Raw genomic sequence first — 14648 nt, 5'->3', positions numbered from 1 at the left:
CGACGGCATTCGCCCCCCTCATCGCGCCGCAGCCAGGACGGCGGCGGAGATCCGAGCCTGGCCCTCGGCGTCCGGCCCGGTGCCGACCAGGTAAAACGCGTCCACCACGGCGGCGCCGAGGGTGGAGATCCGCGCCGCCCGCAGCTGAACTCCCACCTCGTCCAGCGCGGCGCTGACCCGGTAGAGCAGGGCGGCGGCGTCGGCCGCCCGCAGCTCCAACACCACCGCGTCGGTGGCCGCCTCCCGATACCACCGCACCTGGGGTGCGGGGCCCGCGCCACCGGCGGCGACGGCCCGCCCCCGCAGCCGCTGGATCACCGACCGGTCCCCGGTCACGGCCCGGCGCAGGTCGGCGCCGAGTGCTACCGGATCCGGCGCGAGGCCGTAGCGGGGTTGGACCCGGAACTCGACCAGCGCCCGCCCGGAAACCGTCGAGGCGTCCGCGGAGATCACGTCGAGCCGGTGCAGGGCCAGGCAACCGGCCACCGTCGTGAGCAGGCCATCACGGTGGGCCGCCGCCACCGCCACCTCGTCCCCGGTCAGGCGGACCACCGGCAGCGGGCCGGCGACCAACGCCGGATCCGGTACGGGCGGCTCGGGCAACCGGCCGGTGTCCAGTGTGGTGCGGACCCGGGCCACCAGCTCGGCGACGAGCCGTTCCTTCCAGCGCGACCAGGCGGCCGGGCCGGTGGCCGCCGCGTCGGCGCGGACCAGGGCGTGCAGCAGCTCCAGGGTGCTGGTGTCGACGACCTTCGCCGCCACGCCGGCGACGGTCACCGGATCGGCGAGGTCGCGCCGGGTCGCCACCTCGGGCAGGAGCAGGTGCAGCCGGACCAGCCGCCCGATCAGCGCCACCTCGGCCGCGGGCAAGCCGATCCGAGCGGCGACCGCCGCCGCGATCGGCGCACCGACCTGACTGTGGTCACCGGGTAGCCCCTTGCCCACGTCGTGCAGAAGGGCGCCGAGCAGCAGCAGGTCCGGCCGGTCCACCTCCCGGGTACGGCGGCTGGCCTCGTACGCGGTCTGCACCAGGTGCCGGTCGAGGGTGAACCGGTGCACCGGGTGGTGCTGTGGCAGGCTCCGGATCCGGGTCCACTCCGGCAGCCAGCCGTCAACCAGCCCGTACCGGTCGCAGGTCTCCCACGCCGACACCAGCCCCGGCCCCGCGCCCAGGAGCGTGACCAGGGCGGTGCGCGCCGCGGCGGGCCAGGGAGTCGGCAGCGGCGGGCAGTAGGCGGCCAGCCACTCGCAGGTGGCCGCCGCGATCGGCAGACCGGTGGTCGCCGCCGCGGCCGCGACCCGCAGGGACAGGCTCGGCTCCGGGCGTACCCCGATCACCGCGCGGGCGAGCACCAGCTCACCGTCGTGCTCGACCACGTCCCGGGCCACCGGCCGGCGCAGCGATCGGCGGTCGGCGCCCCGGCGCCGGGCGCGGAGCCGGTCGACGGCCCGGAAGGCGTCGTCGAGGGCGTGGCTGACGGTCCGGGCGTCGTTGGCGACCCGGCGCAGCAGCAGGTCCCCCTCGTCCACCGGCTCCGCCGCGTCGGTCCGCGGCTGGCGCAGCCCGAGCAGGGCGGCGACCCCGTCGCGTTCCGGGGCGACCAGCCGGTCCACCCGCCGACCGACCCGCAGGTGCAGTGCGTCGCGGGTGTCCAGGAGCCGCAGGTGGGCGGCGCGGACCGCGGGCCGGAGGGCGGTGGTGACGCCGGCGCGGGCGATCGCCCGGAGGAGCCCCACGTCGCGAAGCCCGCCGGCGGCTTCCTTGAGGTCCCCCTCGAGCAGGAAGGCCAGCTCGCCGTGGGCCGCCCACCGCGCCTCGGTCAGCTCGCGCAACCCCGGCAGCCGGCGCACCGCGCCACGTCGCCACTGGTCGGCGGCGGAGCGAACAAGCTGGTCGGCGAGCGCCTCGTCACCCGCGACGAAGCGGGCGTCAAGCAGGCCGAGAGCCACCCGGACATCATCCTGGGCGACCGCGTGGGCCTCGGGGACGGTTCGTACCGAGTGGTCGAGCCGCAGCCCGGCGTCCCAGACCGGATACCAGATGCCGGCGGCCAGCTCGTCCACCTCGGGTACGTCGGCGTGCAGCAGCAGCAGATCAAGGTCCCCGTATGGGGCGCACTGACGACGGCCGAGCCCGCCCACCGCGACCAGCGCGACCCCTTCCCGCCCGGGCAGCAGCCCGGCGAGCCAACCGTCGATCGACGCCGCCCGGGCCGCCCGCGCCGCGGCGTCGATCCCGCCCGGAGCACCGGTGGCCTCGTTGATGAGGAGGTCCGGTCCGGCCGTACGCTGCTTGGTCAACGAGGTCATCGGTGCCCACTCCCGCCGGCGGGGCGCCTAGACGGCGTCGAGGCCGCGTTCGCCGGTACGGACCCGGACGACCTCCTCGACCGCGGTGACCCAGACCTTGCCGTCACCGATCTTGCCGGTCCGGGCGGCGGCGACGACAGCGTCGACGATCTTGTCGACATCCAGCTCGTCGGTGAGTACCTCAACCCGGATCTTGGGCAGAAACTCCACCGTGTACTCGGCACCCCGGTACACCTCGGTATGCCCCTTCTGGCGGCCGTAGCCCTGGACCTCGCTGACGGTCAGGCCGGCCACACCGAGCGCGTGCAGGGCCTCCTTCACCGCGTCCAGCTGATATGGCTTGATGACCGCGGTCACCAGCTTCATGTCCAACCCCTCCATTCCCGGAACGTTAACCAGTGACCTGCTCGACGGCGGGCCCGCCGCTCACCGCCGACCACCCGCCGACGAGGCCGACGCGACCTGCTCCGCGGCGCTGCTCTCCCCGGCCGGCTTCCCGCCGGCCAGGCCCGCCGCCGCGAACGCGCCGCCACCGGCGGAACCGGCGGCGGGAGAGAGGTCGTAGCCGCTCTCGGCGTGCTCGGTGATGTCGATCCCCTCAACCTCGGCCTCCTTGCTGATCCGGAAGCCGATCGTCTTCTCCAGGACGAGGGCGAGGACGAGCGCCACCGCGAAGGAGTAACCGGTGACGATCAACGCGCTGAGCGCCTGGACGCCCAGCTGGGCCAGCCCGCCGCCGTAGAAGAGGCCCTCGTCGCTGACCAGCGAGCTGACCGACGACGTGCCGAAGAGACCGATCCACAGGCAGCCGATCCAGCCACCGACGAAGTGCACGCCGACGACGTCGAGCGAGTCGTCGAAGCCCAGCCGATACTTCAGGCTCACCGCCAACGCACAGACCGCGCCGGCGACCAGGCCGAGCAGCACCGCGGCCCACGGGGTGATGAAGGCGCAGGCCGGGGTGATCGCGACCAGCCCGGCGATGGCGCCGGAGGAGGCACCGACCAGGGTGGGTCGGCCGTCCCGCGCCCGCTCCACCAGCAGCCAGCCGAGCACGGCGGCGGCGGTCGCCACCTGGGTGTTGACGAAGGCCAGCCCCGTGGTCAGGTCCGCGGTCAACTCGGAGCCGGCGTTGAAGCCGAACCAGCCGAACCAGAGCAGGCCGGCACCGAGGGCGACCATGGGGACGTTGTGCGGCTTCATCGTCTCCCGAGGCCAGCCGAGCCGCCGGCCCAGCACCAGCACCAGGGCCAGCGCCGCCGCCCCGGCGTTGATGTGCACCGCGGTGCCACCGGCGAAGTCGAGTGCGCCGAGTTCCGCACCGATGAATCCGCCGCCCCACACCCAGTGTGCGACCGGGAAGTAGACCAGACTCGCCCAGCCGACCACGAACAGCAGCCAGCCGGAGAACTTGGCCCGGTCCGAGATCGCACCGCTGATCAGGGCGACCGTGATGACAGCGAACATCATCTGGAACGCCATGAAGACGTAGAGCGGGATGCCGGTCTCGCCCCACAGGTCGGTCTCCGCCATGAAGGTCTTGGTGCCGAGGTACTGGCCGAGGTCGCCGATGACCCCACCCTGATCCGTACCGAAAGCGGCGGAGAAGCCGTAGAACAACCAGAGAATGCTGACGAGCCCGATCGCGGAGAAGCTCATCATGATCATATTGAGGACGCCCTTGGCCCGGTTGAGGCCGCCGTAGAACAGCGCCAGTCCGGGCGTCATGAGCAGCACGATCGCGCTCGACACCAGCAGCCACGCGGTGTTGCCGGTGTCGATGGTCGGTGCTTCAGGCACGCTGGCCTCCTAAGGTGAAGTTCCCTCCCTAACGGCTTCCGAGGCAGCACTGCCCGTCCACCGGTTACCCGGAAGCCTGCTCGTTCCCTGTTTCCCGCAGCGTCACCCATCGATTTCCAGGCGGTGACGGCCTGTTTCGTACGTGTGAAGAAGGCCGGACCTGTCCGGACGGACGATGTCGCGGCAGCCGACCCGTCAGCGCAGGGCGCCCTCCAGGGCGTGCCGCTCGTACTCGAGCAGGCGCAGGTCCCGCATCGGGCGGCGAAGGTGCCCCCGGTTGACGATCCGTACGAAGGCCGGATCCCCGGCCGCGGCCATCCGCCGGATGCCCTCCACGTGGTCAACGATCCGCTTGCGGATGGTACGAACCAGCCGATGCCGATCACGCGGGATGAGCCCGTACGCGTCGGCGAAGAGCCGCAGTCGCCGTGGCCGGTCCGGACGCCGCCACCCGAGGGTGATCGAGTCTCGGTCGGCGAAGATCGGCACCCAAGTCCAGGCCGCGTACGCGACGTCGTAGATCCGGGAGCCCGGCGAGGCGAGATCGAAGTCAATCATTCCGAGGGTGCCGTCCGGGCGCCAGACGACGTTGTGCGGGGCGGCATCGTGGTGGCAGATCACCTCGTTCTCCGGCGACGGGCCGAAGGAACGCCACACCGCACCCTCTGGCAGGACGAAGCCGTACTGCGCGTCGTGAAACATCCGCAGCATCGTGGCGACCGTCACCAGCGCCTCGTCGGTGACCCAGTGCGGGGCCAGCGGGTACTCCCCGCACTCCCCCTCCAGGTACGACAACACCTCACGGTTACGCTCATCCATCCCCAGCGCCCGAGGGGCGCCGGTGAAGCCCACATACTCCAGGTGCCGCAGCAGGGCGTGCACCGACGGTGTCCACGGGCCGGTGTTGCGCCGGACCGTGTCCCCGACCCGGACCACCGTGCTCACGTTGCCGCCGCGCAGCGGGATCTCCTGGGCCATCACGTAGGGCCGCCCGAGGCGGGATGTCGGGCGGTGTGGGTCGCGCCACCCGGGGTGAGCGCGATTGTTGGTCATCACCGTGGTGTTACGCGTCCGGCCCGGTCTCGGCCCCCAGCAACGCGTCCACGAACTGCGCGGGGTCGAACGGAGCCAGGTCGTCCTTGCCCTCGCCGAGGCCGACCAGCTTCACCGGGATGCCCAGCTTGCGCTGCACGGAGATCACAATGCCGCCCTTGGCGGTGCCGTCGAGCTTGGTGAGCGCGACGCCGGTCACGTCCACCGCCTCGGTGAAGACCCGCGCCTGCTCCAGACCGTTCTGGCCGGTGGTGGCGTCGAGGATCAGCAGCGTCTCATCGATCGGACCGTGCTTCTCCACCACCCGCTTGACCTTGCCCAGCTCGTCCATCAGGCCGACCTTGTTCTGGAGCCGGCCGGCGGTGTCGACCAACACCGTGTCCACCCCGGTCTCGATCCCGCGTTTGACCGCGTCGAAGGCGACGCTGGCCGGATCGGCCCCCTCCGGGCCCCGAACGGTCTCCGCCCCGACCCGGCCCGCCCAGGTCTCCAGCTGGTCCGCGGCGGCGGCGCGGAACGTGTCGGCCGCGCCGAGGATCACACTCCGGCCATCGGCCACCAGCACCCGAGCGACCTTGCCGCAGGTGGTGGTCTTCCCGGCCCCGTTGACCCCCACCACCAACAGCACCGCCGGCACGCCGTCCTTCGGCGCCGTGTGCAGGGCCCGGTCCAGCTCCGGGTCGAGGGCGTTGACCAGCTCGGCGGCGAGCAGCGTACGCAGCTCAGCGACGGTGCGGGTGCCGAGCACCCGGGTCCGCTCGCGGAGCCGGTCAACGATCTCCCGGGTGGAGTCGATGCCGACATCCGCGGTGATCAGGCTCTCCTCGATCTCCTCCCAGGTCTCCTCGTCGAGGCGGTCCCGGCTGAGCAGGCCCAGCAGCCCCTTGCCGAACACGCTCTGCGAGCGGGACAGCCGGGAGCGGAGCCGAACCAACCGGCCGGCGGTCGGCTCCGGAACCTCCACCGGGACCTCGACCGGGACCTCCGGCACCTGCACCGGGGGAGCCGGCGGCGGCTCGACCAGGATCCCGACGGGCGGCTCCGCCTCGGCCGCCTCGACCGGCGGTCCGGCGAGGTCCTCCTCGGCGCGGGTCTCGACCTCCGTCGTCGGCAACGGGGGCTCCCGACGGCGACGCAGCTTTGGCGCCACCAGCCCGACGGTGCCGAGAATCAGCACGCCGAGCAGGGCAAGTGCGATGAGGAGGTAATCCGTCATGCCCGAAATCCTGTCAGACGCCAGCGATCGCGTCTCCACCACCGCACCCCCGCCGGAAGCCGGTGGGCAATAGGCTCGTCCGCGCCCAGCGCTGCGCCCGCCGACCGGGTAGCAGGGACGACACGCTCATCGGGAGGCCCATCATGCCCGCCGCAGACCTGCTCGTCGGCCCACTGCTCCGCCGGGTGGTCGGCACGCAGGCCACCATCTGGGTGGAGACCAGCGCCCCGGCGACAGTCACCGTCCGTACCGCCGACGGCGCCACCGGCACCGCGCCCACCTTCTCCGCCTACCAGCACCACTACGCCCTGGTCGTGGTCTCCGGGCTGACCCCCAACACCGCCAGCAGCTACGAGGTGCTGCTCGACGGGGAGCCCGTCTGGCCACTGCCCGGCCCGGACCGACCCAGCGTCATCCGCACCCGGGCCGCCGACGACCGGGACCAGCCGGTACGCCTGGTGTTTGGCTCGTGCCGGGAATCCACCCAGCACGCCACCGCCCACCGGCTGCCCCCGGACGCGCTCGACGCGTACGCCCGCGGGTTGGCCGCCACCCCCGACCCGGCGGAGCTGCCCGACCTGCTGGTGCTCCTCGGAGACCAGGTGTATGCCGACGAGACCTCACCGACCGTGCGGCGGCTACTCCGGCGGCGTCGCCGGCGGCCGGTGGGCGCGCCGGTCGACCAGGTGGTCAGCTTCGACGAGTACACCAAGCTCTACCTGGAGTCGTGGCGCGCCCCGGAGACCCGCTGGCTGCTCTCCACCGTGCCGAGCGTCATGATCTTCGACGACCACGAGATCGTGGACGACTGGAACACCTCCGCCGCCTGGCGTGCCGACGCCCGCGCCCAGCCCTGGTGGAGCGAGCGCATCAGCAGCGGGCTGGCCTCCTACTGGGTCTACCAGCACCTCGGCAACCTCGCCCCGAAGGAGGTCGTGGCCGACCCGCTCTACGCGAAGGTGACCGCCGCCGCGGACGCCACCGACGTACTTCGCGACTTCGGTCACCAGGTCGACCGGGAGTCCGGCCTCGCGCACGGTCCCGAACAGCGGCGGGCGGTGCGGTACCGGTGGAGCTTCGCGCTCGATCTCGGCCGGACCCGCCTGGTCATGCTCGACAACCGGTGCAGCCGGGTGCTGGAACCGGGCCGGCGGGCGATGCTGCCGCCAAGCGAGTGGTCCTGGCTGGTTGACCAGGCCCACGGCAGCTACGACCACCTGGTCCTGGGCTCGTCCCTGCCCTGGCTGCTCCCACCCGGCGTCCACCACGTGGAGGCGTGGAACGAGGTGCTCGCCGACTCCCACCGGCGCTGGGTGGCCAACGCGGCGGAGAAGCTGCGTCGCGCTGTCGACCTCGAGCACTGGGCGGCGTTCCGGCGCTCCTTCGACGCGCTCGGCGCCCTCCTCGCCCGGGTCGGTGGCGGCACGCCGGCCGGGACGCCCCGGCCTCGCCGTGAGCCGGGGCAGCCCGGGCAGCCGGCGGAGCGCGACCCCGGCGCCCCGCCACCGGCATCGATCAGTGTCCTCAGCGGCGACGTGCACCACTCGTACGTGGCCCGGGCCCGATTCGCCGACCCTGCGGTGGTCACCCCGGTACACCAGCTCACCTGCTCCCCGCTGCACAACCAGGTGCCGGCCGAGATGCGCCTACCGCTGCGGCTGGGCTGGTCACCTGCCCTGGCCATGGCCGCCCGAGCGCTGTCCCGTACCGCCGGGATCCGCCGGCCGCCACTGCGCTGGACGAAGCTGGCCGGCCCGTACTTCGGCAACGCCATCGGCACCCTGCGCCACGACGGACGGACGGCCGAGGTGACGATCGCGGGCACCACCAGCACGGGTGCGCTGCAGGAGGTGATGCGCCACCAGCTCACCAGCGACTGACGCCCGGCCCAACACCGAAGGCGGTCCCGGCTCGCCGGAGGCTGCCGGGTCCGGTCCGAACGGCGCCGGCATGAGCTCTCACCGGGGTAGTGCGCTTGTCCTGGACCCGCTGCGCGAGGATACGGGGCATGACCTGGACAGCACCGGAGATCGACCGCCGACACGAGCCCTACCTCGGCGCGGAACGCGCCCTGCTCACCGGCTGGCTCGACTACCACCGTGACACCCTGCTGCACAAGTGCGCGGGCCTGACCGCCGACCAGCTGCGCACCGCGAGCGTCGAACCATCCCTGCTCTCCCTCCTCGGCCTGGTTCGACACATGACCTACGTCGAGCGGGCCTGGTTCCGGCAGCGCTTCGCCGGGCAGGATCTGCCCGACCCGTTCGACTTCACCGCTGACTCGGATGCCGAGTTCCGGGTGGAGACCGCCGACCCGGAGGCCGATTTCGCCGCGCTCCGGGCCGAGATCGCGGCCGCCGACGCCGCAGCCGCCGGTCGCGACCTCGACGAGGAGTTCACGCTGCGCCGACGGGACGGCAGCAGCCGCCAGCTCAGCCTACGCTGGGTCTACCTCCACATGATCGAGGAGTACGCCCGACACAACGGCCACGCCGACCTGATCCGGGAACGCCTCGACGGCGTCACCGGAGACTGACCGTCAGCCGGCCGGAGCCAGGGCGGCCCGCAGGTAGCGCAGGTCGCCGGGGCCGCTCCAGCGGTGCGCCGACAGGCCGGACACCCGGGCCCCCGCGACCACCCGGTCGTCGTCGTCAATGAGCAGCACCCGCGACGGCGCGGTGCCCAATGCCTCGCAGGCCGCCTGGAAGTACTCCTTTGCCGGCTTGTGCACGCCGACGACCGACGAGTTGACCACGACATCCAGCTCATCCCCGAGCCCGAGCGCGGCGAGGTCGGCATCGAGTACGTCGGTGGCGTTCGTGGCGAGCCCGACCGGGACCCCGGACGCCCGGACCTCCCGGACGAACGTCAACACCTGCGGGTCGACCTCGCCCCGGTAGCGCTGCCACTCGTGCACGGCCGCCTGGGCCTGCTGCTCCCCCACCGACGGGGTGAGCGCCGCGGCCACGCTGGCCATCCACTCGGCGTGGCTCACCTGGCCGGTCAGTACCGGCTGGAGCAGCCCCCAGGACATCGCGATCTCGGTGAGGACACCGTCGGTGAGCCCGTACGCCCGCTCGACGCCGGCGGCGACCGCCGGGTCCCAGCGGCGCAGCACCCCATCGAAGTCCACCAACAACGCCGTCGCTCGTTCCCGACTCACTCGCTATCCTCCTGCCCGCCCCCGGCTCGGTCGAGCCGCTGGCTGATTACCTGGGTAACCCCGTTTCGCATGGTCACGCCGTAGAGCGCGTCCGCGACCTCCATCGTCCGCTTCTGGTGCGTGATGACGATCAGCTGGCTCTTCTCCCGCAGCTGCGTGAGCAACGTGAGCAGGCGGCCCAGGTTCACGTCGTCGAGCGCCGCCTCCACCTCGTCCATGATGTAGAAGGGGCTGGGCCGAGCTCGGAAGATCGCCACCAGCATCGCCACCGCGGTCAGCGACCGCTCCCCACCGGAGAGCAGCGACAAACGTTTGATCTTTTTGCTCGGCGGGCGGGCCTCCACCTCGACGCCGGTGGTGAGCAGGTCGTCCGGTTGGGTGAGGACCAGCCGCCCGGCACCGCCGGGGAAGAGGACGCCGAAAACCTGTTCAAACTCCCGGGCGGTGTCGGCGAAGGCGCTGGCGAAGACCGACAGGATCCGGTCGTCCACATCCTTGACCACGGTCAACAGATCCCGCCGGGTGGCCTTCAGGTCCTCCAGCTGCTCGCTCAGGAACTTGTACCGTTCCTCCAGCGCCGCGAACTCCTCCAGCGCGAGAGGGTTGACCTTGCCGAGCAGGGTCAGTTCCCGCTCCGCCTTGGCGGCCCGCTTCTCCTGCACCGCCCGCTCGTACCCGACCGGCTCGGGCACGGGCTGGCCGTCCTTTTCGGCGGCGGCGACCTCGGCATCGGTCGGCGGAACCGGCTGGGCCGGACCGTACTCGGCGATCAGGGTCGCCAGGTCCAGGCCGAAGTCCTCGGCCGCCTTCGCCTCCAGCTGCTCGATCCGCAGCCGTTGCTCAGCGCGGGCGACCTCGTCCCGATGCACCTGGCCGGTCAGCCGCTCCAGCTCCGCACCGAGGCGCTTCGCGGCGCCGCGTACCTCGGCGAGCTCGGCCTCCCGGGCGGCGCGTTGGCTGGCCACGGCGTCCCGCTGCTGCGCTGCCTGACCGATCGAGACATCGAGCCGGGCCAGCGCCGTGTGCGCTCCGGCGGCCACCGCCCCGGCGACCGCGGCGCCCCGGGTACGCACCGCCCGCCGCGCCGCCGCCCGCTCCCGGGCGGCCCGCTCGGCCGTGGCCTGCCGGCGTAGCGAGTCGGCCCGTCCGGAGATCGAGGCGACCCGCTCCTCGGCGGTGCGCACCGCCAGCCGTACCTCCATCTCGTTCTGCCGGGCTCGGGGGAGGGCCGCGGCGAGTTCGTCGCGCTCCTCGGTGGAGGGCTCGGCGTCCACCGGCGCCTCCTCGGCCAGTTGCAGCCGCTCCGCCAGCTCGGTCAGGGTGGCGAGGTCCCGCTCGCGAGCCTCGGTCGCGCGGGAGCGGGCCGCACCGAGCCGTTCGGTCTCGGCCCGCGCCGACCGGGCCGCGGCCCCCAGTTCGGCAAGGCGGCGGGCGGCGGCGTTGCGGTGCCCCTCGGCCTCCCGCTTCGCGGCGGCCGCCTGCTGCACCGCCTCCTTCGCCACGGCCACCTCGGCCCGCGCCCGCACCAGTTGCTCGCGCAGCTGCGCAGCGGTCTGCTCGGCGGCGGCGCGATGGGTCCGCGCCTCCTCCACGGCGGCCTGCACCTCGATGAAGCTCGGCGCCTTGGCGGACCCGCCGGCGGCGGCGTACGCCCCGAGCACGTCCCCCTCCGGGGTCACCGCTCGCAGCTCGGAATTGTCGCCGACCACCTCGGCGGCGGTGGCGAGGTCGGGGACGAGGACGACATCCCGCAGCGCCCGGTGTACGGCGGGACGGATCTGCGCGGCGCACTCCACGAGGTCCGGCGCCCACTGGGCCCGGTCGGGCAGCTTGGGGCGCAGCGCGTCGGCCGGGCCGTTCATGCCGGGGCCGGCCGGGCTGCCCACCAGCAGACCAGCCCGACCAGCGTCGGTGATCTTGAGTAGGCGGATCGCTTCGGCCGCCTCGTCCACGCCGCTGACCACGACGGCGTCAGCGAGCCCAGCCAACGCAGCGGCGAGCGCCGCCTCGTGCCCGGGCGAGACGGTGAGCAGCCCGGAGAGGCCGCCGAGCAGCCCCGGCACCTCGCCCGCCCGCGCCAGCAGGGCACCCGCGCCATCCTTACGGCGCAGGCCCAGGGCGAGCGCCTCCTCGCGGGCCTTCCAGGTGGCGGCTTCCTTCTCCGCGGATCGCTCGGCGTCGCTGCACGACCGGACCCCCGCCTGCGCCTGCTCCTGGCCGGCGACCGCCTCGGCGTGGCGGGCGTCCAGGCCGGCGTTGTCCCGATCGGCCTCGGTGGACTGCTCCGCCACCGCGTCCAGCTCGGCCTGGGCCCGCTCCGCCCGAGCCAGGGCGTCGGCGTACGCGGTGGTGAGGCGCTCGATCTCCTCACCGGCGGTGGCCGTGCGGGCGCGGGCGGAGTTGACCTGCCCCGCCAGCCGGGCCAGCCCCTCCCGTCGGTCGGCGATGGCCTTCGCCGCCGTAACCAGCTCCCGCTCGGCGGCGGCGAGTTGCCGCTCCAACTCCTGCCGGTGCTCCACCGCCTCCGCCAGCCGGATCTGGTCGTCGGTGAGCGCCGCGCGGAGCTCCTCCTCCTGCTCGCGGACGTGCTCCGCCTCCGCCTCCAGCTGGTCCGGGTCACGGCCCGGCCGCTCATCGTCCGGCGTGGCGCTGAGATGACGCCGCCGCTCCCGGGCAAGCTGCTCCATCGACCGGAACCGCTCCTGCAGGGCGGAAAGCCGGTACCAGGTGTCCTGGGCGGCGGCAAGCAGCGGCGCGTCCTCGGCGAGCGCCGCCTCCAGCTCGCCGAGGCGGGCCTGCACGTCGGCGTACTCGTCCTCGACCCGCTCGCGCCGCTCCCGCAGCGCGGTCTCGTCAGCGATCTCCTTGGCCAGGGTGCTGCGTAGGGTGGCGAGATCGTCGGCGAGCAGTCGAAGTCGGGAGTCCCGTAGGTTCGCCTGGATGACCGCGGCCCGGCGGGCCACCTCGGCCTGCCGGCCGAGTGGCTTGAGCTGGCGGCGCAGTTCGGCGGTGAGGTCGGTGAGCCGGTTGAGGTTGGTCTGCATCGCGTCGAGCTTCCGCAGCGCCTTCTCCTTGCGCTTGCGGTGTTTGAGGACCCCGGCCGCCTCCTCGATGAAGGCCCGCCGGTCCTCCGGCTTGGCGTGCAGCATGCCGTCGAGCCGCCCCTGCCCGACGATGATGTGCATCTCCCGGCCGATGCCGGAGTCGCTGAGCAGCTCCTGAATGTCGAGCAACCGACAGGAGTCGCCGTTGATCTCGTACTCGCTCTCGCCGGAGCGAAACATCCGGCGGGTGATCGAGACCTCGGTGTACTCGATGGGCAACGCGCCGTCGGTGTTGTCGATGGTGAGGGTTACCTCGGCCCGGCCCAGCGGCGCCCGCCCGGCGGTGCCGGCGAAGATGACATCTTCCATCTTGCCGCCCCGCAGTGCCTTCGCGCCCTGCTCGCCGAGGACCCAGGCGATGGCGTCGACAACGTTCGACTTGCCGGAGCCGTTCGGACCCACGACGCAGGTGATGCCCGGTTCCAGCTTCAGCGTCGTCGCTGAGGCGAAGGACTTGAAGCCCTTGACCGTCAGGCTCTTGAGATACACCTTCTCGATCCTCGTCCGGTGGCCGCCGTACCGTTGCCCGGCTGCGCGGACCTGGTGAACCCGCAGACTAACCCGCAGTCGGTGGCCACCACGCACGCGACCCGCCTGCGGCGCCACCGCCAGTCATATCCGATTCGGGTTTCACGCCCGAGCCGATCAAGAAACGGTGACTCGGGGCGTTGTTTCGGCGCCCCTGGACCAGATCAGGTGACCAGAGGCACAGGTGACCGGAGGCACAGATGACCCGAGGCGCAGATGACCGGACGCAGATATCGGCCACCGCTGGTGACGGCGTACACCGGTGGTGATTCACACCAGGTGACGGCACACACAGAACCGCGCGCCGGCACAGTCGTGTCGGCGCGCTTCTTACCTGGTGCGATTCAGTTTTCTGCGGACTGCGGATCAGTGCGGACCTGGTGGGTCAGGTCAGCGCGGGCTCGGCGAGACGGAGCAGGTCGTCCGCCTCGGCTGCCGCCGCCGCGAGCCGATCGTTCTCGGCACGCAGCCGCGTGATCTCGAACTCGAGTGCCTGAACCGTGGCACGCAGTCGGGTGACCTCGTCGAGCAGGCGCCGATCGGGTGCCGCACCTACGTGGCCGTACAGGGCCTTCGCCATGTTGACTCCTTGATATGCGCTGCCGGAAAAGCCGGCCAACGCGCGCCCAGTTAGTACGCGACTGTCACTCCAGCAAATTCTGGGCATGACCGGGCGCGACTGGCGACACCTACATATTGAGCCGGCACCCCCTCCTTCGTCAAGTTGCTACAGGCCGTGAACCAGCTCCACGTAGACCTGTCCACCTAACGGGGGTTGCCTTTCGGCGCGGACATGCACTGTCCGGACCACCCAACTGTACGCACTACTTCCGCCAACTCCCCACCCCTGGGGTCTGGGTTCCCCTTAACTCTTTCTTAGCCACGTTGCCGCAGGCAACGGCCGGGACGTAGCGTCGCCCCGGCCCGCACCTCAACCCGTGGAGGCGACCGTCGTGTACGGCTGGAACGACCCGAGGAACCCGGACGGTAGCCGTCGGCAACCCGAACCGGCGGCCGACGAACCAGCATGGCCGACAGACCGCCCGGAGCCGCGCTCCGCCTACCTGTTCGGCGACGAACCGGACAGCCCCTCCGGTGGCCGGGAGCAGCCCGCCGACCGATGGGAGCAGCCCACCAGCCAGTGGGACCGGCCCGCCGACCGATGGGGGCAGCCCGCCAACGAGTGGGACCGGCCCACCGACCGATGGGGGCAGCCCGCCAACGAGTGGGACCGGCCCACCGACCGATGGGGGCAGCCCGCCAACGAGTGGGACCGACCCGCCGACCGATGGGACCGGCCCACTGACCAGTGGGACCGGCCCGCCAACGAGTGGGACCAGCAGCAGCCGACCGCGCACTGGCAGCCCGACGGCGAGCCCGCCCGGGGCTGGGGAGCCGCGGATCACCCGCGCCACGGACGCGCCGGTGATCCCCACCACGAGCAGCCCACGCAGGGCTGGCAAGCCCCCCCGAG

At 72.5% G+C, this 14648-nt stretch carries 10 protein-coding genes and 1 pseudogene; 3 read left to right on the top strand and 8 right to left on the bottom strand.

Annotated features, from left to right (window positions below; translation table 11 throughout):
- Positions 1–18: 18 nt before the first annotated feature.
- The 5 genes from K228_RS0112125 to ftsY all read right to left on the bottom strand — a co-directional run bounded on the left by K228_RS0112125 (position 19) and on the right by ftsY (position 6379).
- Positions 19–2310 (bottom strand): [protein-PII] uridylyltransferase, encoded by a 2292-nt coding sequence (locus K228_RS0112125; RefSeq protein ID WP_025618678.1) that lies wholly within the window; start codon positions 2308–2310, stop codon positions 19–21.
- A gap of 27 nt (positions 2311–2337) precedes the next feature.
- The gene (locus K228_RS0112120; RefSeq protein ID WP_180198442.1) at positions 2338–2676 is read right to left on the bottom strand and encodes a P-II family nitrogen regulator; all 339 of its coding nucleotides are present in this window, start codon (positions 2674–2676) and stop codon (positions 2338–2340) included.
- A gap of 60 nt (positions 2677–2736) precedes the next feature.
- Positions 2737–4110 carry an ammonium transporter gene (locus tag K228_RS0112115; RefSeq protein WP_025618677.1) on the bottom strand — a complete coding sequence of 458 codons (1374 nt, stop codon included), beginning with the start codon at positions 4108–4110 and terminating at the stop codon, positions 2737–2739.
- 195 nt (positions 4111–4305) lie between these two features.
- A complete protein-coding gene (locus K228_RS0112110; protein ID WP_025618676.1) occupies positions 4306–5163 on the bottom strand; it encodes an aminoglycoside phosphotransferase family protein in 858 nt (285 codons plus the stop codon).
- 10 nt (positions 5164–5173) lie between these two features.
- Entirely contained in the window at positions 5174–6379 is a 1206-nt protein-coding gene (gene ftsY, locus K228_RS0112105) for a signal recognition particle-docking protein FtsY (RefSeq protein WP_025618675.1), read from the bottom strand.
- Between the two features lie 143 nt (positions 6380–6522).
- Here ftsY and K228_RS0112100 point away from each other — a divergent pair, with 143 nt between their 5' ends.
- Both K228_RS0112100 and K228_RS0112095 read left to right on the top strand, forming a co-directional pair.
- The gene (locus tag K228_RS0112100; RefSeq protein WP_025618674.1) at positions 6523–8259 is read left to right on the top strand and encodes an alkaline phosphatase D family protein; all 1737 of its coding nucleotides are present in this window, start codon (positions 6523–6525) and stop codon (positions 8257–8259) included.
- A gap of 128 nt (positions 8260–8387) precedes the next feature.
- Positions 8388–8915: a DinB family protein gene (locus K228_RS0112095; protein ID WP_025618673.1), complete on the top strand. Its 528-nt coding sequence runs from the start codon at positions 8388–8390 to the stop codon at positions 8913–8915.
- Between the two features lie 3 nt (positions 8916–8918).
- Here K228_RS0112095 and K228_RS0112090 read toward each other — a convergent pair whose 3' ends face one another.
- The 3 genes from K228_RS0112090 to K228_RS0112080 form a co-directional block, all read right to left on the bottom strand.
- Positions 8919–9542 carry an HAD family hydrolase gene (locus K228_RS0112090; protein ID WP_025618672.1) on the bottom strand — a complete coding sequence of 208 codons (624 nt, stop codon included), beginning with the start codon at positions 9540–9542 and terminating at the stop codon, positions 8919–8921.
- Complete coding sequence (gene smc, locus K228_RS0112085) at positions 9539–13135, bottom strand: chromosome segregation protein SMC (RefSeq protein ID WP_025618671.1); 3597 nt, start codon at positions 13133–13135, stop codon at positions 9539–9541. The genes K228_RS0112090 and smc overlap by 4 nt, the downstream gene beginning before the upstream one ends.
- Before the next feature lie 424 nt (positions 13136–13559).
- The gene (locus K228_RS0112080) at positions 13560–13754 is read right to left on the bottom strand and encodes a hypothetical protein (RefSeq protein WP_012181397.1); all 195 of its coding nucleotides are present in this window, start codon (positions 13752–13754) and stop codon (positions 13560–13562) included.
- A 358-nt stretch (positions 13755–14112) separates the two neighbouring features.
- Here K228_RS0112080 and K228_RS0112075 point away from each other — a divergent pair.
- Positions 14113–14648, top strand: a pseudogene (locus K228_RS0112075) (CAP domain-containing protein); the annotation flags it as partial.

The sequence above is a fragment of the Salinispora cortesiana genome (genome assembly GCF_000484695.1).
GTDB classification, from domain to species: Bacteria; Actinomycetota; Actinomycetes; order Mycobacteriales; family Micromonosporaceae; genus Micromonospora; species Micromonospora cortesiana.
The sequence above is the reverse complement of the archived record's forward strand: the minus strand, read 5'-3'. Positions and strand labels throughout refer to the sequence as shown.